This window comes from Mesobacillus sp. AQ2 (genome assembly GCF_030122805.1).
Classification (GTDB): domain Bacteria; phylum Bacillota; class Bacilli; order Bacillales; family Cytobacillaceae; genus Mesobacillus; species Mesobacillus oceanisediminis_A.
In genome coordinates this window covers 4,061,091-4,077,618 of sequence record NZ_CP126080.1, presented here as the reverse complement: position 1 = coordinate 4,077,618, position 16,528 = coordinate 4,061,091, and the positions used below count along the sequence as shown (strand labels likewise).

The window sequence follows — 16,528 nt, the reverse complement described above, 5'->3', positions numbered from 1 at the left end:
AATTTTCCATGTACAAAAAAAGGCCATCAGGGGGATGTACCTGATGGCCTTTCATATCGTTATTTGGATTGATTTTCAGCGATCTCTTTCCGTGCCTTTGCAAGGTCGTCCTGCACAGTACGGTCCGACAGTTTTACCCCGCTGTTATATGCTGCTCTTGAAATCAGATGCCCGGCAACAGGGGATGTAAGGAAGATGAAGCCAATTCCCAGCAATAATCGGGAATTAAAATGATCTTCAATTAGCCAAAAATAAAGGAAGGTTCCAAGCAATACAAGCATTACCCCCATCGTGGCACTTTTTGATGCCGCGTGGTTCCTCGTATAAACATCCGGCAGCCTGATAAGCCCGAATGCCGTCACAAGGCTGAGGAATGCGCCGATCAGGATGAATAAGCCTGCAAAAAACTTAACGATCTCCATTTCTGTCATATTCCATGATTACTCCCTTCTCAAGAAACTTTGAAAAGGCGACTGTTCCGATGAATGCCAGTATCCCTATCAGCAGGATGATATCGAGAAATGCACTCGTATCGAGAAGGATTGACACTAAAGCAACCACAGAAACCAGACTGATGCCGATCGCGTCCAAGGCAACTACCCGGTCAGCCACTGTCGGCCCCTTGATAACACGGTAAATCAGGCCTATCATCGCAAGTGATATGAAGGTAACTGAAATCCACATGACGGTATCGAACATTATCGGCTCACCTCCATAATTGCCTTTTCGAACGTATTTTTGATGCTCTGAATCGCTTCGTCCGCATCACTGATGTCCATCGCATGTACATACAGAATCTTATTATCATCAGAGATATCGACGACAAGTGTTCCAGGGGTCAAGGTTATCAAGTTTGCGAGCATTGTAATCTCCCAGTCTTGCTTCAATTCTGTCGGGAATGCGAAGATTCCGGGCTTGATATTGAGCTTGGGCCTTAGAACTGCCTTTAGGACATCGATATTTGAAAGGATTAATTCCCTCGTGAAAATGTAGATCAGTTCTACTACTGCCACGACCCTCAACAAATAAAAACGGGAAGTGAAGAAGCGGCGGAAAATATAAATGATGAGCAGGCCGAAGAAATACCCGACGAAAAACGAAGCCGGGGAGTAGGATGTTTTAAGGAACATCCACACAAAGGCCAGAATGAAATTCAGCAAGATTTGAAAAGCCATGTCTCATCACTCCTTTAAAACAGCATTGATATAGATTTCCGGATTCGCCAGCGTTTCTGCTGCATTGGATATGACCGGATAAATTGCTTCAGTTCCGAAGCCGTACAGGACAGCGAACGCGGTCAGGACGGCCGGTGCGATGAGCAGCCATTTCACTGGAGCTTTTTCCTCATTCTTATAAGCTCGAGGTGTTCCCCAGAAGCCTCGGATAAATATTTTCATGACGGAAAACAGGACCAGTAAACTAGACATCAGGACAACGAACGCACCAAGATAGCTTTCATTCTCGAAGCCGGATCGGATCAGCATGATTTTACCTGCAAATCCGCTGAGCGGCGGTATTCCTGCGAGTGCCAGCGCAGCGATGAAGAAGGTCCATCCTAAAGCGGGATATCCATTGATCAGACCGCTAATCTTATTCAGGTCACTCGTCCCTGTAATTGCAATGATGATTCCAATCAACAAGAAGAGCGCGGCTTTGATGTTCATGTCATGGATCAGGTAAAACACGGAGCCTGTTAGAGATTCTGGGGTCAGTACAGAGACCCCGAAAAGAATAACCCCGACTGCCACGATAATGTTATAAATGATGATTTTCTTGATGTCCGAATATGCAATTGCTCCGATAGCACCGACGATGATCGTCAGGATGGAAAGAATCTGGAGCAATTGATGCGTATAGCCGGCATCATGGTAAAAGAACAGCGTGTAAGTCCTTGTGATCGAGTAGACACCGACCTTAGTCAGCAATGCTCCAAACAAGGCCATTACTGGTGCAGGGGGTGCATAATAAGATCCTGGAAGCCAGAAATAAAGCGGGAAAATCGCTCCCTTCAGGCCAAATACAATCAGGAACAATACAGCAATGACCGTAATGATGCCCATGTCTCCAAGTTCGCTGATCCTCACCGAGATATGTGCCATATTCAATGTCCCTACTACTGAGTACAAATAAGCGACTGCGATGACGAACAGTGCTGATGAAATGACGTTAACAAGTATGTATTTTATCGATTCGCGAAGCTGGATTTTCGTCCCGCCCAATACCAGCAGCACATACGAAGACATTAGCATTACTTCGAAAAATACAAACAAGTTGAATATATCCCCTGTTGTAAAGGCACCGTTTACACCTACCAGCAGAAAGTTGACAACCGCATAATAATAAAATTTTTCGCGCGCTTCCCCAATAGATTTAAAGGAATAGAATAAAGCGGCAAGAGCGATGATGCTCGTCGTCAATACAAGCAGGGAGGAAAGCATATCCGATACGAGCGTAATCCCGTAAGGCGCTTCCCAGTTACTGAGGTCCATTGTCTGGATGCCATCTCTATTTACATGGTTTGCCAGCATGGAGGCTGCAATAACAGTGATTACCGCGCTTATTGCAGATATCCAGCGCTGGGCCATGATATTTTTTGAGAAAAATATGAGTATAACCCCTGTTATCAGAGGAATTAAGATGGGTAAGATGATTAGATTATTCATGTCCTTCCTTTCCTCTCAAGCGATCCATATTATCCGTTCCAAGCTCCTGATAAGCACGATAGGCCAGCACCAGGAAAAATGCCGTCACACCAAAGCTGATGACGATCGCAGTCAAAATCAGCGCCTGTGGCAGCGGGTCAACGTAGGATTCGGCATGTTCACCCAGCAAAGGGACTGTCCCCCTCTTCAAACCTCCCATTGTTAAAATCAACAAATGGGCTCCATGGCTTAACAGGCCCGTACCAATAATAATCCTGAGCAGGCTTTTCGAAAGCATCAGGTAGGTGGCTGTCATAAATAAGATTCCAATTAGAAATGCCATTAAGATTTCCATTATTCGCTCTCTCCAATCGTTTGAATAATGGTCATTGTCACACCAATGACGACAAGGAAAACTCCGGTATCAAACAATACCGCCGTATGCAGAGATGTTTTGCCGAGGAGCGGCAAATAAACATAAGTATAGGCATGCGTCAGGAATGGCTTATTGAAAAATAAACCTCCTGCTCCAGTTCCGATTGCAAAGATCAGTCCGACCGCGATCAGTTTAATATAATCGACAGGCAAGATTGCCTTGACCGTCTTTATATCAAAAGCCAGCAGCAGGAGGACGATTGCCCCGGATGTCATTAACCCGCCAACGAATCCTCCACCCGGATGGTAATGGCCTGCAAAGAACAGGTGGATAGAAAACAGGATGATGACAAACAAGGTTAACTTCGTGACAGTCTGGAGGATTATATCATTTGTTTTCATCCAATTCTTTCCCCCTAGTCATGCGCAGCTTGATCATCGCGAAAATCCCGAGGGCAGCGATGCCAAGTACGGTAATTTCAAACATTGTGTCAAAGCCGCGGAAATCAACAAGGATGACGTTGACCATGTTTTCGCCGCCAGCTTTTTTATAGGTATTCTCAATATAATAATCCGCAATCGACCCAAACATTTTATTGCTGTGGGCAGATAGGGCAATCATCGTCACGATTGCTCCGACGCCAATTGAAATTACAGCGTTCGTAGCCCTAAAGCGGATTCGCTCTTCGTTCCTTCTGATCTGAGGCAAGTGATAAAACGCGAGCAGGAACAGCGCTACAGAAACCGTTTCGATCACTAGTTGTGTCAGTGCGAGGTCAGGCGCCCGGAAAATGACGAAGAATAGAGCGACTGTATACCCGACAGCACCGAGCAGGATAATTGAAGTCAATCTTGATTTGGCAAATAAAATCATAATCGATGATACAGCAATGATCAGCACCAGTATGACTTCAGTAATGTGGACTGGGGCAATATTGCTGAGATCCATCTTAAATGCATTTTTATAGAAAAGAGTCGAAGCCAGGATCAAAATGAAGAATGAGAAAATATACACTAGATATGACCGGATGAACCCCGTCATATAAGACTTTGTGATATTTTTAGATACCAGCTGGATGGTTTCCAGTCCTCGGTCATATAAATGATTAAGTGCCAGGCGCTCAGGGAATATGCGATAAACGCCTGTCCATTTTGGCAAGAATTTATAAAGCAGAATTCCGATCGCGATGACACCGATCGTCATGAACAATTCAGCTGTCGGTCCGTGCCAGTGTGAAATATGAACATCGAATCCCTCGCCATTTTCAAGCAATGAAGGGAGGATGGCTCCCATGGCTGGCGAAATGATGTTATGAGACAGTACATTCGGAAAAATACCGAAAATGATCACAAGTGATGCAAGAATAACCGGAGAAATCAGCATGCCGATAGGTGCTTCATGCGGTTTCTTTTCCAACTTTTCAGGCTGATACTTGCCAGTGAAGGTTTTGAATACATACATCATGCTGTAAAGGAATGTGAAAACACTTGCGGTCCAGGCAATCACCGGGAACAGGATGCCCCAAGTATCCATATTGAAAATATCCATTTCCGCCACTCGCAGCATCCCTGTAAAGAACATTTCCTTACTCAGGAATCCATTGAATGGAGGAATTCCTGCCATGGAGAAGGTTCCGATAATGGCAAGCGTGAATGTGATTGGCATGAAGTTCATCAAACCGCCAAGCTTGCGGATATCCCTTGTCCCAGTTTCATGGTCGATAATTCCTGTTACCATGAAAAGGCTCCCTTTGAACGTGGCGTGATTGATCAGATGGAAGACAGCGGCAGTGACCGCCACGATAAAATAGCCATCCTTGATCGTGCCATAATGAAGTGCAGCGGCACCAGCTCCAAGAAGCGACATAATCATACCGAGCTGGCTGACAGTTGAGAATGCGAGAATTGCTTTTAAATCAGTCTGTTTTACTGCAGAAAAAGAACCCCAGAACAATGTGAGCACACCGATTCCGGCGACGAGCCATACCCATGTGCCTGAATGGGCAAAAACAGGTGTCATGCGGGCAACAAGATAGATGCCGGCCTTGACCATCGTCGCTGAGTGCAGATACGCACTGACAGGAGTAGGAGCCTCCATGGCATCAGGCAGCCAGATGTGGAACGGGAACTGCGCTGATTTTGTAAAAGCACCGAGCAAAAATAGAATCAAGGTAACGGTAAATAAAGGATGGTTCATGACTTGATTGGACATTTGAATCGTTTCGGAAATGCTGAAGGTCCCTGTGATGATGTAGAGCATCAGGATGCCCCCGAGCATTGATAGTCCCCCGAAAACTGTGATTAGCATCGATTTCTGCGCACCGTAGCGTGAGCGTTCACGATCGTTCCAGTACCCGATCAGCAGGAATGATGAAAAACTGGTCAGCTCCCAGAATGTATAAAGGACGATCAGGTTGTCCGACAAAACGACGCCGAGCATGGCGCCCATGAATAAAAGCAAGTAGACATAGAAGGTATTCAACTTTTCCTTGTCTGGTGACAGATAATAAATCGAATACAGAACAACCAGAGCGCCGATTCCGGTGATCAACAGGGCGAATAACAGCCCAAGGCCGTCAACTTTTAACGTGAAATCAATCCCAAGGGATGAAATCCAGGGCACCGTTTCCATGGCTGTGCCGCCATGGCCAGTGGTACCAATGAACTTCAGGAAGTATGCAAACAGCACGGCCGGCAGCGGCAGCAGGAACCAGCCTGTATGGATACTCTTGAAATACTTATGTATAAATGGAATTAAGATCGCGAGTAAAAGCGGTGATAAAACTGCAAGGTGTAGTAAAGACAAATGATAATACCTCCTTATTTAATTCCAAATTCATGGCTTAACATTATATTTTTTGCCATTTAACCCAACTTCATGCCCCTAACTCACTGTTGTAAAAATTATATCGTAAAAAAGGTGGGGATGCATGTCAACGGCCTTGATAAATCAATGTTTTCTGAATCCAGCACCAGCAAGCGGCCTGGTACATCCCTGAATATGCTTCCTTTCAAGACAGCTTTTGGAAGTTTAATTCACTGGCACTTGTTGTCGAATGCTGAATAAAATCCTGATTCTTTCTGCATACTAACAGTGAATAGGGGGGATAAGCCATGGCCCGAAAGCTGATTGTATGTGTTGGGATATTCCTGAGTTTGTTTACGGGGTTCATGTTACTCGAGCAAAGGGACAACAAAGAGTTGTCAAATAAAGGACCTGGAGTGCTGAATGTCCAGCAATCAGATATGGACGAGGTTGAAACGGCTGAATATATTCCATTCGGTTCAAGAGAATACGTCCGGATTGTGCCGCAATAACTCCAACCTGTTCATACGGATGAAAAGCGAAAAGGTTTCAAAAAAATAAAAGTTCCTTTTGGGGGCTTTTTTCTTTTTGTTTTTATTGCCAGCTTTCGCCATTTCTTTCATAATGATTATGAAAGGAATGAGTGAAAAAACAACATGAAAAATGCCTATTTTACAAGTTACTTTCCTTTGATGTCCATCCTGATGTTCAGCCTGGCTCTTTCTGTCCGTACGGAAATAGAGCTGCTGACAGTCCTGAAAAATGCCGGAATTTATGATGGAATGATGGAATTCTTTTCGGATACTGGCATCAAGCTGTCATTGCTTGCCTTGCTGATGGTCGTTTTTTTTATGGTATTCGCTGCCCTGAAGCTGATTGCCGATACGATTAATGAGGTTAGCCTGTTATTGTTTTCCGTAGACCACGAGGGCGAAAGCCTGAAATTCATTCGTAAAGGAGCCGTCATTTATTTTGCAGGCGGGATTGCAGCGCTTGTCAGCTTCTTCAGTTTCATCGGGATCGGAGCCATATTCTTTTTAGCCACGATGATTTATTTCATTTATTTTGTCTACAAAATCAGTCCCAAACTCACAATGGCAGGATTGATCGGAACCGTCTTCTTTCAGACCATCCTTTGGAGCACCCTCGTGCTTGGTGTAGTGTACCTGGCGGTAAAAGTATATAACAGCCTGCTTGCAAGCTTGCCGATTTAAGTGCCGAACCATTCATTTGGTCGGTATTTTTTATATGAAAAAACCGGGCTGAGGCCCGGTTTATTTTTTTATGATATCACGCCAGATCAAAAGGTGCGGGGACTGATTGTTGATGGCCTCCATGCTTTGCGGCTGGTCTTTGCCGACCCACACACCTGCGGTAAATGGACCATTGAATCCGACAAACCAGAAATCATGGTAATCATTTGTCGTCCCCGTCTTTCCGCCAGCTTCTGGTCCTGCACCTGCAGCTTTTCTGGCTGTTCCCGAGGAAACAGTCTTTTTCATGAGCGTCCGAACTTTTTCGATGGTGCTTGGATTCCATACCTGAACAGGCTGCTCATCCCATTTATAAAGAACTTCGCCTGCCTGATTGGTTACTTTCACGATTGCCCTTGGCTTCAGGTAAAGTCCTTTGTTGCTGAATACCGTATAAGCGGATGTCAGCTCAAGCGGACTTACCCCAGTCGTGAATCCTCCTACTGCCGCTGCGAGTACATGATCCTGGTTTGTTACATTTTTAAATTTGAAAGGCTGCAGGTCACTGAACGCTTCGTCAATGTCTACTTGCTGCAAAACCCTTATGGCAGGGGTGTTGTACGAATGGGTGAATGCTTTTTCAAGCGAAACCATCCCATAGGTTGAACCTCCATAGTTTTTTGGGCAATACCCCTTTATGCAAAGAGAGCCCCCATTGATTTTAGAATCGGTGTTCACATCAAATCTTTCAAAATAGGGTGCATACACAAGGAGCGGTTTGATGGCCGAACCCGGCTGGCGGAACGCCTGGAATGCCCGATTGAAATCGCCGCTTTGATATTTTTTTCCTCCCGCCAGGGCAACGATCCTGCCGTTCTCATGGTTTATAACGGCTGCGGCAGCCTGGACAGATGCATCCGGCAAATGAGCCGAGAGTGCCTGGACTGCCTGTGTCTGCCTATCAATATCAAGGCTGGTGTGGATGCTCACACCTGAGCGAAGCAAATCTTCAATCTTCAGGCTTAACTCCTCCGGATCCTGTATGTTCTCCTGTTGGGCAATCAATTCCCGCATTTCGAAAAGCGCGTATGAAGAATAATCAGGATAGAGATTTTTACGGGAATCGACCTTCAGCTTAATAGGCTCCTTTTTCAGCTCCTCTGCTTTTTCCGCCGTGATTTTTTCGAATTGCGCAAGCTGGTCGATCAGCCGTTCCTGCCGCTCTTTTGTCCGTTTGAAATGCTTCAGAGGATTATAGTATGTTGGGTTATTTGGAATCGCGGCAAGAAATGCCTGCTCACTTTCTGATAGCTCCGACGGCACTTTCTTAAAATAAAAATCAGCGGCAGCCTTGATGCCATACGCATTATTATGAAAGTAAATCGCATTCAAATATTGTTCGAGAATCTCTTTTTTTGAAAAAGTCCTCTCCAGCTGGTATGCATATAAAACCTCGCTCAGTTTCCGGTTGTACGATTCATGATGGTTCAAGTACTGGTTCCTGGCCAGCTGCTGGGTAATTGTGCTTGCGCCCTGCTGAATTCCATCTGCCTGCATGTTGATGGCGAGAGCGCGGCCAATTGCCGGAAGGTCAAAACCTGGATGTTTTTCAAAATTCCGGTCCTCAGAAACTATGAATACATCTTTTGTAAAATCTGGTATTTCATTTCCCTTTGCATAACTCCGGTTCATCGGCCGGTAAATCTCCGTTATGACCTCGCCGTTTCCTGCAAGGATGAAACTCGTTTCGGAAAGCTTGGTCTCCGACAGGTCAATCTCTTCATCCAATGTTTTGTTGAAGCTGACTGCCTTGCCTGCTTCTGTATAAGTTAACATGACCACGGCCATGAAAGCGGGAACCAAAAGAAATATCATAAGATAGCCTGTAAAAATGCGCACGGTGCTTCCTTTCTTCCTTCAGAATGTTTTCCTGTTACTCCTCATAATATCGGAACTTGGGATGAAAATATTTACTTCTTAAAAATGACAAGCTTAAAATGCAGAAAATTAAAAAATTTACAAAGAAACGTGCTATAATAGAAAAAATAATGCACCGAAAAGCATATAATGGTTACATACAACTACTGGCTTTTCAGAAAGTTGGGGAAGCATGAGCGAAAAGGAAAGGACAACATTATTTATTGATTTTGAGTTCACAATGCCAGACAGGAACAGCAAAAGACGGGGATTTTACCAGGAAATCATCGAAGCTGGGGCCGTACTGGTCGAGAACAATAAGGTGATAGAACAATTTTCATCTTATGTAAAACCAATGCGGTTTCCGATTTTGACAGAACGCTGCCGTTCATTTCTGAATATTTCCCAGGAACAGGTGAACTCTGGAATTACCTTCAAGGATTTGGCTGAAAAGCTCAAATTGCTTGGCGGAAATAAGAATTGCCAGGTCGTGACCTGGGGTAATATGGACATGAAGGTGCTGCAGCAAAACTGCCAGCAGGCTTCTGTCGCTTTTCCGTTGCCTGGGAAGCAAATTGATCTTTCAATGGAGTATAAGCGTTTCTTTGGCGACCAGAATCAGACGGGTCTTTGGAAGGCAGTGCAGGAATATGGAAGGGAAGGGACCGGGAAACATCACCGCGCCCTGGATGATGCGCTGACGACCTACCATATTTACAAGCTCGTGGAGAAAGACAAACAATATCTTCAGAAGCCTGAACCGGCAACAATCGGGGACATGGTCGATTTTTCCAAGCTGCTCAACAAATTCGCATAAAAAAGCCAGATTGGAATAAACAATCTGGCTTTTGGCGTTATCACTGGTTTTTGAAATAATCCTTCTCAAGGGAGTCCAGGTTTCTCAGGCTTTGCTGTGCCCAGGCGGAATCATCGCCTTCGAGCTCAGAACGGAGCTTGCCTGTCGCTTCTTTTAGAGACTCTAGATAATCCGGAATTTCACCCTCGAACGGCTTGACCATTTTTTCCGGGATATTTGCTTGTTCGCGGAAGGAAAGTGCCTTCCTTTCGTGGAAAAAACCTACCGCTGCATCCTTAGGATTGTGAAGGTCGCCCTGCATTGGGTGTTTTGCAACAGCCAAAACTCGGACAAGATAATGCTGCGGGCGCCGTTCCGTGATTTCACCAATATACTTACCGGTTTTATAAATGGCGGTTACCTGATCGCCAATATTCAATTCAGCCATAAAGATGCCCCTTTCGGTATCTTGGATTTCTTTCATTATAGCAAAAATCAAAGATGCAAAACATTTTGCAATCGTATAAAGTGTCTATAGGAGGGATACATATAATGACTAAAAAAATAATGGCAGTACTTTTTGTGATGATGATGGTTCTTGCTGGCTGCGGCACAGCGGGGGAGAAGCAAGAAGCAGACAAGCAGAAGGAAGAAACGACGAATGGCGGTCAAGCAGCCGATGAAAATATCGACTACCCGCAAGCGAATGCAGAAGTCCAGGAAAATGAGCGGCTTGTTGAAATGGTCACCTCGATGGGAAAAATCAAAATCAAGCTTTTCCCTGAGCAGGCGCCAAAAGCGGTTGAAAACTTTATCAAGCATAGTGAAGAGGGTTACTATGAAGGAGTTACATTCCACCGCGTTATAGATGGGTTCATGATTCAGGGCGGGGATCCTGAAGGAACTGGAGCTGGCGGTGAGAGCATTTATGGAGATCCATTCGAAGACGAGTTTTCAAGAGAACTTTTTAATATCCGCGGTGCATTGTCAATGGCAAATGCAGGTGCAAACACGAACGGAAGCCAATTTTTCATCGTCCAGAATAAAGAGTTGGATCCAAGCTTACCGGAACAAATGAAGGAAGCAGGCTATCCAGAAGAGGTACTTAAGATGTATGAAAATGGAGGTACCCCACATCTGGACGGCAAACATACGGTTTTCGGCCAGGTAATCGAAGGCATGGATGTCGTTGACAAGATCGCTTCTGTCCCAACAGGTGCCGGGGACAAGCCGGAAAAAGACGTTGTAATCGAAAAAATCAATGTACTGAAGTAGGCAATTGTTTGCGGTTGGACGAAACACCAAACCTTGCTATAATGTTTGGAGAGCTGATGAAAGGAAGATGAGAATGAGTAAGTGGTTTGTCATCTCATTGTTTTTATATTTTCCGGAAGATAAAACAGAATACATTCCCGCCGCAATCACTTCACTCGTTTTCCTGATCGGGGCCATCCTGACGATGCGATTCATCATCAAAGTATCGAAGAAAGAAGCCCAGAAAGCAAAGGAACACGAGCGGGCAGTCATGAAGCGAATGAATGATACAAATGAGAACAGCTGATTCAATGGCTGTTCTTTTTTGCGGGTGAAAAATTGGTAAAAATCGAGTGAAATTTCCAGTTCGCGGAATTCAGTCTGTTTTTCGCGGAATTAAGCGCCGACTTCGCGGGATTATTAACTATTTTCACGAAAAAAAGGCAATTATCTTGTTTCGAAAAGGTTTAACTCATTAAAAATTGGGGTAAAACTCATCTTTTCATTATTTTACTAAAACGTTATAATACAATTTATATTCTAAAAATCAAGAGTAGGGGTATAAATTGAAGAACTTACAGATAGAGAAGATTGTTGAACGAATTCTTGTCCAATCTGGCAGCAGTGTGAAAGTTGAACTTGAGGATTTTTTCCCAGGAGACCGGTTTGCGGGCGGGAAATATAACTTTGGCAGTCATACGATTACTTTATATATTGAAGAGATCAAGGCGCAGTGCCTGCAGCTTTTTTCCTCTTTGGACCAGTATGAAAATTATCTTGCCGTTGTTTTCGCGCATGAGATCGGACATGCTGAGGACCGTGAACTTGCAGAATTGATTCAGAAGATGGATGGAACCACTAATGATGTTTCGAAAAAGGGGATTGCCCTTCAGATTGAGATGAATGCCTGGGATTTTGCCCGGACGCTGATACCGTCAAAGCTTCATCCTTTCATGGACACCATCATCCACTATTCCCTCCAGCCATATTATGAAGCGCTTGAAGTGAGCGCATAAAAATGGAGCCAGCCTGATATAGGTGGCTCCATTGCTTATATCGTGCCTAAAAATCTAACTGAATGCCTTCTTCAATCTTTCGAGTCCTTCATATAAGGTTTCCCGCGGACAGGCGAGGTTCATCCGGACGAAGCCTTCACCGCCTTCGCCATATTTCGTTCCTGGTTCCAGGCCCAGTTTTCCTTTCTCCAAAAGCTGATTTTTGATTTCCTCGTCGCTCAAACCAAGCTCGCGGCAGTCGATCCAGAGAAGGTAAGTGGCATCGGCCTTCATTGGTTTGAGTGCTGGCAGATGTTCAGCAATAAAGTCAGTCGTGATTTTCATATTCTCATCAAGGTAGACAAGCAGCTGCTCAAGCCATTCTTCTCCGTACCGGTAGGCCGCTTCCATTCCTGCGATCCCAAAGGTGTTCAATGTGAAAAAGCCCTGCTGCTCCTGTAATTCCTTGAACTTTGCCTTCAGCTCCTTGTTCGGTATCAGGACTGCAGATGCCTGAAGCCCGGCAAGGTTGAAGGTTTTGCTTGGCGCGATGAATGTAGTCGTAATCTCCCTGAATTCTTCCTTGATCGAAGCGATGGGAATATGGACATTTGGCTTGAACACCAAATCTGAATGGATTTCATCGGAAACAATCAGAACATCATGCTTTACGCACAGGTCACCGATTTTCTCCAGTTCATCCTTCGTCCATACCCTTCCACCAGGATTATGCGGGTTGCAGAGGATAAAAAGTTTCATGCCATCCTGCAGCTTGGCTTCAAAGTCGGCAAAGTCCAATTCAAAGCGTCCGTTTTCAACCAATAAATTCGAAGTAACCAGGGTGCGGTCGTTATTTTTAACCATGTTGAAAAATGGTGTGTACACAGGGGAGTGAACGAGCACCTTATCACCTTTTTCCGTATAAGCGCGGATCGCCGTGCTGATCGAAGGGACGACGCCTTCGCTGAAAAGGATGGATGATTTCTTGAATTCACAGTCATGGCGCTTTTTCATCCAGTCCTGGATTGTCTCTGTCACAGACATCGGGACAAAAGTATATCCGAATATTCCGTGGTCAATCCGGTTTTTTAAAGCATCGGTGACCGCCTGGGGAGGGTGGAAATCCATATCTGCAACCCACATTGGCAGGACATCGTCTATGCCAAACACTTTTCCGACAGCATCCCATTTTACTGAATGCGTATTGTTCCGGTCGATTACCTTATCAAAAACTTTATTTTCCATATGTACGCACCGCCTTTTTCCTGAAAATTTATCTGACACTAAACTTATGATAAAATATTTTTAAAAAATAATCAGGTGATTGGATTGGAATCGAGAGAACTTAGCTATAAATTAATAGATGTTTTGAACAAATGGGATCCATTCAAAGTCGGAGAAGGCCAGTTTGATCCGGAAATTGCTGACATTCTCCAGGCTGTTCATGATTATAACGAAGCGAATAAAATCGCCGGAAGGATTCAGTCTGTTTTCGAGTTTTCTTTCGAACAGGTCCTGCCATATGATCAATGCCTGGCAATCGCAAACACTTTACTTGCCATCAAGAATGAAGATGTATGCTCTTTATAAGAGCCACGAACAAAACGGCAGCCATCAGCGGCTGCCGTTTGCTGTTGCTTCTTCAACTATTTCCTCTACAGCAATGAATCGATTGATAAGCTGATGCACATCCTCAGGCCGCTCCTCGGGGACAAGGTGGCCGGTCTCCTTTAAGATGAAAAGCTCGGAATGCTTCAGATCCTTGTTCAGTTTCCTGCCGATTCGCACCGGAACCACTTTATCATGCTCCCCCCATATGAGCAGGCATGGAGCTTCTATTTTTCTCAGTTCTTCGGCAGAAAGATCTCCTTCACGGTGCCTGATCATCATCGTCAACGCTTTGAATATATCATCTTCCAGAAAAGGCGTAAGATACCCATACAGCATTTCATCATTGATCATCGAATGATCATAGACGACGTTCTGCAGGTTTTGCTTCACTCCCGAGCGGGCCAGATGGAACTTTACATAAAGGTGGAAATAAGGAATGTAGCTGGACAGGACCAGTGGCAGACTCGCCTTTTTTAAATAACCTGAACTGCAGAGAAGGATCCCCTTTTTCGCATGATCTGGATGATGCAGCAGGATATTCATGGCGATTTGTCCGCCCATTGAGTGGCCAACGACATTGAACTCATGGATTCCTAAGGATTTCATCAACTCCACTACTGTCGCGGCCAGGTTCTCATAGGAATATTTAAAACTCGATAGCTTGCCGCTTTTTCCAAAAGGAGGAAGGTCGACGGATATGACGTTATAATCTTCTTTCAGCAGCGGGATCAAATGCCTGAAGCTGAAAGAGGAAGAAAGAAAACCATGGAGCAGAACCAGGCTTTCTTTAGCGTCAGGGTTATGATAGTGCTCATAATAAAGATCGATTCCTCTTACTGTCTTATTCCTGGCGAATTCCATCGGCTTTCACTCCTGACATTATGAACGAATTGAGATAGGTATGTTCTTTATTTTCCCCGCGAATCGAAAGTTCACACAAAAAATTGCCCGGAAAACAAAAAAAGATGGACACCATTACTGGTATCCATTAAAAAGGGGGGAATACTAGAAAGCCTTATGTGATTAGGATAGCCAGTTTGGCAGAATCATATACCTTATTGTCTAAAGTTTTTGACAAGAAAAAAATAAGCAGGCATTCATCTTAGCCTGCTCACGTTTCTTTTAATAAACTGGTTGGTTTTTGTCCTAGTTCTGGCGGTGCAGCGTAATAAATGTCTCCCATGAGCACAGATGCTGGGACATCAAGGGCTGTAGAAATCTTCAAAATCGTCTGAGAGTTAGGTGTTTGCTCGCCGCTTTCGTATCTTTGGATTGTTTGGGTACCTACCCTGATTTTTAAAGCGAGCTCCTCCTGGGAAACTCCGGCTCGTTCACGGCACACTTTGATATTCTGTCCAATTGCAGTCATCGCTCTTCACCTCCAAAAATAATACATCTCTTACTATAATTTTATCACTAAATTTTTGAAAATATCGACAATAATGTGAACGTTTTCTTAACTTTAGATTATACCAATCGACTGTAAGAAAACAAAGCCGATTCCAATAGGCACGATGTAGCGAATCAAGAAGTACCATACCTTGAAAAGTACCGGATTGTTACCGGTGCCTTCCTCAAGTTCATTCCTGACCAATTTCCTCGGCAGCACATATCCGACGAAAATGGCGATGAAAAATGCTCCAAGCGGCAGGGCAATATTGCTTGTCAGGAAGTCGGCAAGGTCAAAGAACGTTTTTCCGAAAAACTTCACTTCCGATAGGACACCAAAGGACAGGGCATTTGGTATTCCAGCAACAAACACGAGCATCCCGCCAATCCAGGCAAATTTTTTTCGTTTGGCTTTATCGCCCTTGGAGAGGACGGCAACGATAATTTCAAGGATTGAAAAAGCGGATGTGAGCGTTGCGAATAACAGCAGAACCAGGAAAACCGTCAAGAACAATCCGCCAAAAGCCAATTGATCAAAAACCGCTGGCAGCACGACAAAAGCAAGGCCAGGACCTGCTTCGGGTTCAAAACCAAGCGCGAATACTGCCGGGAAAATTACCAGTCCGGCAAGCAAGGAGATCAGGATATTCAAGCCGACGACTGAAAAAGCTGATTTAGCGAGACTTTCGCCTTTGGGAAGGTAGGAAGCGTATGTCACCATGACAGATAGCCCGACACTCAATGCGAAAAAGGACTGTCCCAGGGCCATCAGGATGGTCTGCCCTGTTACAGCGGACCAATCAGGCTTCAGGAAAAATTCAACCCCGTCCATGGCTCCATCGAGTGTCAATGATCGGATCGCAAGGATGATGAACAGGATGAACAGAGATGGCATCATGTACTTGCTCGCTTTTTCAATCCCCTGTTGGACACCGCCCTGCACAACCCAGATGGTCATCACAAGGAATAATAGCTGAACAGCGACCGCTTCAACAGGATTTGAAATCGTCTGTTCGAACGCGGCTCCGTATTCTGCCTGGGTCAGCCCCGAAAGAGATCCGGTAAAGCTGCGGGCCAGATAGGACAAGATCCAGCCACCAACGACACTATAGAAAGAAAGAATCAGGAAGGAAGCAACAACACCGCCATATCCCAGCAATGGCCACAGGCTTTTCGGCGCGAGATGCTTATAGGACATGACCGCATCCTTTTGGGTATTCCGGCCAATGATGAATTCAGCCAGCAAAATCGGTGCTCCTATGAATATAGTCATCAGAAGGAAGAATACGAGGAAAACTCCGCCTCCATTGGTTCCTGCCATATAAGGAAATTTCCAAATTGCCCCGAGTCCAATGGCCGACCCCGCGGCTGCCAGAATGAACCCGAGCTTAGAAGTCCATTGTTCGTGCTTGTTCATAAGAAAACTCCTTTAATAGTCTGAATATTTATATTGTCTGACAAAATAAAAAAATACCTTTTCATGTTACTATTTTTTCAGGAAAAAGCATAGCATTTTCAGATTTTAAACATTTATTAAGCTTTTTGTTATT

The 16,528-nt window shown here is 44.7% G+C and carries 20 protein-coding genes; 7 read left to right on the top strand and 13 right to left on the bottom strand.

What is annotated here, in order from left to right; translation table 11 throughout:
- Nucleotides 1-59: 59 nt before the first annotated feature.
- From mnhG to QNH36_RS20510, 7 genes are read right to left on the bottom strand one after another with little or no spacing between them, the layout of a single operon-like run.
- The gene (mnhG, locus tag QNH36_RS20540) at nucleotides 60-431 is read right to left on the bottom strand and encodes a monovalent cation/H(+) antiporter subunit G (RefSeq protein ID WP_144478572.1); all 372 of its coding nucleotides are present in this window, start codon (nucleotides 429-431) and stop codon (nucleotides 60-62) included.
- Nucleotides 409-699 carry a Na(+)/H(+) antiporter subunit F1 gene (locus QNH36_RS20535; RefSeq protein ID WP_144478574.1) on the bottom strand — a complete coding sequence of 97 codons (291 nt, stop codon included), beginning with the start codon at nucleotides 697-699 and terminating at the stop codon, nucleotides 409-411. The genes mnhG and QNH36_RS20535 overlap by 23 nt, the downstream gene beginning before the upstream one ends.
- Nucleotides 699-1,175 carry a Na+/H+ antiporter subunit E gene (locus tag QNH36_RS20530; protein ID WP_144478576.1) on the bottom strand — a complete coding sequence of 159 codons (477 nt, stop codon included), beginning with the start codon at nucleotides 1,173-1,175 and terminating at the stop codon, nucleotides 699-701. The genes QNH36_RS20535 and QNH36_RS20530 overlap by 1 nt, the downstream gene beginning before the upstream one ends.
- Before the next feature lie 6 nt (nucleotides 1,176-1,181).
- Complete coding sequence (locus QNH36_RS20525; protein ID WP_283904093.1) at nucleotides 1,182-2,663, bottom strand: Na+/H+ antiporter subunit D; 1,482 nt, start codon at nucleotides 2,661-2,663, stop codon at nucleotides 1,182-1,184.
- The gene (locus QNH36_RS20520) at nucleotides 2,656-2,997 is read right to left on the bottom strand and encodes a Na(+)/H(+) antiporter subunit C (protein WP_144478580.1); all 342 of its coding nucleotides are present in this window, start codon (nucleotides 2,995-2,997) and stop codon (nucleotides 2,656-2,658) included. Before QNH36_RS20520 ends, QNH36_RS20525 begins: the two co-directional genes overlap by 8 nt.
- A complete protein-coding gene (locus QNH36_RS20515; protein WP_144478582.1) occupies nucleotides 2,997-3,419 on the bottom strand; it encodes a Na(+)/H(+) antiporter subunit B in 423 nt (140 codons plus the stop codon). Before QNH36_RS20515 ends, QNH36_RS20520 begins: the two co-directional genes overlap by 1 nt.
- On the bottom strand, nucleotides 3,406-5,823 hold the full coding sequence (locus QNH36_RS20510) for a Na+/H+ antiporter subunit A (protein WP_283904092.1): 2,418 nt from the start codon (nucleotides 5,821-5,823) through the stop codon (nucleotides 3,406-3,408). The genes QNH36_RS20515 and QNH36_RS20510 overlap by 14 nt, the downstream gene beginning before the upstream one ends.
- A gap of 308 nt (nucleotides 5,824-6,131) precedes the next feature.
- Here QNH36_RS20510 and QNH36_RS20505 point away from each other — a divergent pair, with 308 nt between their 5' ends.
- Together QNH36_RS20505 and QNH36_RS20500 are read left to right on the top strand one after the other, a co-directional pair.
- Nucleotides 6,132-6,335 (top strand): hypothetical protein, encoded by a 204-nt coding sequence (locus QNH36_RS20505; RefSeq protein ID WP_144478586.1) that lies wholly within the window; start codon nucleotides 6,132-6,134, stop codon nucleotides 6,333-6,335.
- 144 nt (nucleotides 6,336-6,479) lie between these two features.
- On the top strand, nucleotides 6,480-7,037 hold the full coding sequence (locus QNH36_RS20500) for a DUF5366 family protein (protein ID WP_283904091.1): 558 nt from the start codon (nucleotides 6,480-6,482) through the stop codon (nucleotides 7,035-7,037).
- 60 nt (nucleotides 7,038-7,097) lie between these two features.
- On the opposite strand, the gene QNH36_RS20495 is transcribed toward QNH36_RS20500, so the two are convergent.
- Nucleotides 7,098-8,891, bottom strand: a complete 1,794-nt coding sequence (locus QNH36_RS20495) for a transglycosylase domain-containing protein (RefSeq protein ID WP_283904090.1) — start codon at nucleotides 8,889-8,891, stop codon at nucleotides 7,098-7,100.
- 235 nt (nucleotides 8,892-9,126) lie between these two features.
- Here QNH36_RS20495 and kapD point away from each other — a divergent pair, with 235 nt between their 5' ends.
- Complete coding sequence (gene kapD / locus QNH36_RS20490) at nucleotides 9,127-9,750, top strand: 3'-5' exonuclease KapD (protein ID WP_283904089.1); 624 nt, start codon at nucleotides 9,127-9,129, stop codon at nucleotides 9,748-9,750.
- A gap of 40 nt (nucleotides 9,751-9,790) precedes the next feature.
- On the opposite strand, the gene kapB is transcribed toward kapD, so the two are convergent.
- A complete protein-coding gene (gene kapB / locus QNH36_RS20485) occupies nucleotides 9,791-10,177 on the bottom strand; it encodes a kinase-associated lipoprotein KapB (protein ID WP_144478594.1) in 387 nt (128 codons plus the stop codon).
- Nucleotides 10,178-10,281: 104 nt separating this feature from the next.
- On the opposite strand from kapB, the gene QNH36_RS20480 reads away from it, so the two are divergent.
- The 3 genes from QNH36_RS20480 to QNH36_RS20470 all read left to right on the top strand — a co-directional run bounded on the left by QNH36_RS20480 (nucleotide 10,282) and on the right by QNH36_RS20470 (nucleotide 11,999).
- Nucleotides 10,282-11,004, top strand: a complete 723-nt coding sequence (locus QNH36_RS20480) for a peptidylprolyl isomerase (RefSeq protein ID WP_283904088.1) — start codon at nucleotides 10,282-10,284, stop codon at nucleotides 11,002-11,004.
- A 73-nt stretch (nucleotides 11,005-11,077) separates the two neighbouring features.
- Complete coding sequence (locus QNH36_RS20475) at nucleotides 11,078-11,290, top strand: hypothetical protein (RefSeq protein ID WP_144478598.1); 213 nt, start codon at nucleotides 11,078-11,080, stop codon at nucleotides 11,288-11,290.
- Nucleotides 11,291-11,549: 259 nt separating this feature from the next.
- Nucleotides 11,550-11,999 carry a hypothetical protein gene (locus QNH36_RS20470; RefSeq protein ID WP_144478600.1) on the top strand — a complete coding sequence of 150 codons (450 nt, stop codon included), beginning with the start codon at nucleotides 11,550-11,552 and terminating at the stop codon, nucleotides 11,997-11,999.
- Between the two features lie 54 nt (nucleotides 12,000-12,053).
- Here QNH36_RS20470 and QNH36_RS20465 read toward each other — a convergent pair whose 3' ends face one another.
- Nucleotides 12,054-13,223, bottom strand: a complete 1,170-nt coding sequence (locus QNH36_RS20465) for a MalY/PatB family protein (protein WP_283904087.1) — start codon at nucleotides 13,221-13,223, stop codon at nucleotides 12,054-12,056.
- An 84-nt stretch (nucleotides 13,224-13,307) separates the two neighbouring features.
- Here QNH36_RS20465 and QNH36_RS20460 point away from each other — a divergent pair, with 84 nt between their 5' ends.
- Nucleotides 13,308-13,568: a DUF1871 family protein gene (locus QNH36_RS20460; protein ID WP_144478604.1), complete on the top strand. Its 261-nt coding sequence runs from the start codon at nucleotides 13,308-13,310 to the stop codon at nucleotides 13,566-13,568.
- A 24-nt stretch (nucleotides 13,569-13,592) separates the two neighbouring features.
- Here the strand turns inward: QNH36_RS20460 and QNH36_RS20455 are convergent, their stop codons facing one another.
- From QNH36_RS20455 to QNH36_RS20445, 3 genes are all read right to left on the bottom strand, one after another.
- Nucleotides 13,593-14,450: an alpha/beta fold hydrolase gene (locus QNH36_RS20455; RefSeq protein WP_144478606.1), complete on the bottom strand. Its 858-nt coding sequence runs from the start codon at nucleotides 14,448-14,450 to the stop codon at nucleotides 13,593-13,595.
- 250 nt (nucleotides 14,451-14,700) lie between these two features.
- A complete protein-coding gene (locus tag QNH36_RS20450; RefSeq protein WP_144478608.1) occupies nucleotides 14,701-14,958 on the bottom strand; it encodes a helix-turn-helix domain-containing protein in 258 nt (85 codons plus the stop codon).
- A 93-nt stretch (nucleotides 14,959-15,051) separates the two neighbouring features.
- Nucleotides 15,052-16,395, bottom strand: coding sequence for a sodium-dependent transporter (locus QNH36_RS20445; RefSeq protein ID WP_144478610.1), 1,344 nt, complete (start codon nucleotides 16,393-16,395; stop codon nucleotides 15,052-15,054).
- Nucleotides 16,396-16,528 lie beyond the last annotated feature (133 nt).

What these genes read in the sequence shown, in the direction of transcription:
- mnhG (WP_144478572.1), bottom strand. Translation starts at nt 431, where the DNA reads ATGACAGAAATGGAGATCGTTAAGTTTTTTGCAGGCTTATTCATCCTG.
- QNH36_RS20535 (WP_144478574.1), bottom strand. Translation starts at nt 699, where the DNA reads ATGTTCGATACCGTCATGTGGATTTCAGTTACCTTCATATCACTTGCG.
- QNH36_RS20530 (WP_144478576.1), bottom strand. Translation starts at nt 1,175, where the DNA reads ATGGCTTTTCAAATCTTGCTGAATTTCATTCTGGCCTTTGTGTGGATG.
- QNH36_RS20525 (WP_283904093.1), bottom strand. Translation starts at nt 2,663, where the DNA reads ATGAATAATCTAATCATCTTACCCATCTTAATTCCTCTGATAACAGGG.
- QNH36_RS20520 (WP_144478580.1), bottom strand. Translation starts at nt 2,997, where the DNA reads ATGGAAATCTTAATGGCATTTCTAATTGGAATCTTATTTATGACAGCC.
- QNH36_RS20515 (WP_144478582.1), bottom strand. Translation starts at nt 3,419, where the DNA reads ATGAAAACAAATGATATAATCCTCCAGACTGTCACGAAGTTAACCTTG.
- QNH36_RS20505 (WP_144478586.1), top strand. Translation starts at nt 6,132, where the DNA reads ATGGCCCGAAAGCTGATTGTATGTGTTGGGATATTCCTGAGTTTGTTT.
- QNH36_RS20500 (WP_283904091.1), top strand. Translation starts at nt 6,480, where the DNA reads ATGAAAAATGCCTATTTTACAAGTTACTTTCCTTTGATGTCCATCCTG.
- QNH36_RS20495 (WP_283904090.1), bottom strand. Translation starts at nt 8,891, where the DNA reads ATGATATTTCTTTTGGTTCCCGCTTTCATGGCCGTGGTCATGTTAACT.
- kapD (WP_283904089.1), top strand. Translation starts at nt 9,127, where the DNA reads ATGAGCGAAAAGGAAAGGACAACATTATTTATTGATTTTGAGTTCACA.
- kapB (WP_144478594.1), bottom strand. Translation starts at nt 10,177, where the DNA reads ATGGCTGAATTGAATATTGGCGATCAGGTAACCGCCATTTATAAAACC.
- QNH36_RS20480 (WP_283904088.1), top strand. Translation starts at nt 10,282, where the DNA reads ATGACTAAAAAAATAATGGCAGTACTTTTTGTGATGATGATGGTTCTT.
- QNH36_RS20475 (WP_144478598.1), top strand. Translation starts at nt 11,078, where the DNA reads ATGAGTAAGTGGTTTGTCATCTCATTGTTTTTATATTTTCCGGAAGAT.
- QNH36_RS20465 (WP_283904087.1), bottom strand. Translation starts at nt 13,223, where the DNA reads ATGGAAAATAAAGTTTTTGATAAGGTAATCGACCGGAACAATACGCAT.
- QNH36_RS20455 (WP_144478606.1), bottom strand. Translation starts at nt 14,450, where the DNA reads ATGGAATTCGCCAGGAATAAGACAGTAAGAGGAATCGATCTTTATTAT.
- QNH36_RS20450 (WP_144478608.1), bottom strand. Translation starts at nt 14,958, where the DNA reads ATGACTGCAATTGGACAGAATATCAAAGTGTGCCGTGAACGAGCCGGA.
- QNH36_RS20445 (WP_144478610.1), bottom strand. Translation starts at nt 16,395, where the DNA reads ATGAACAAGCACGAACAATGGACTTCTAAGCTCGGGTTCATTCTGGCA.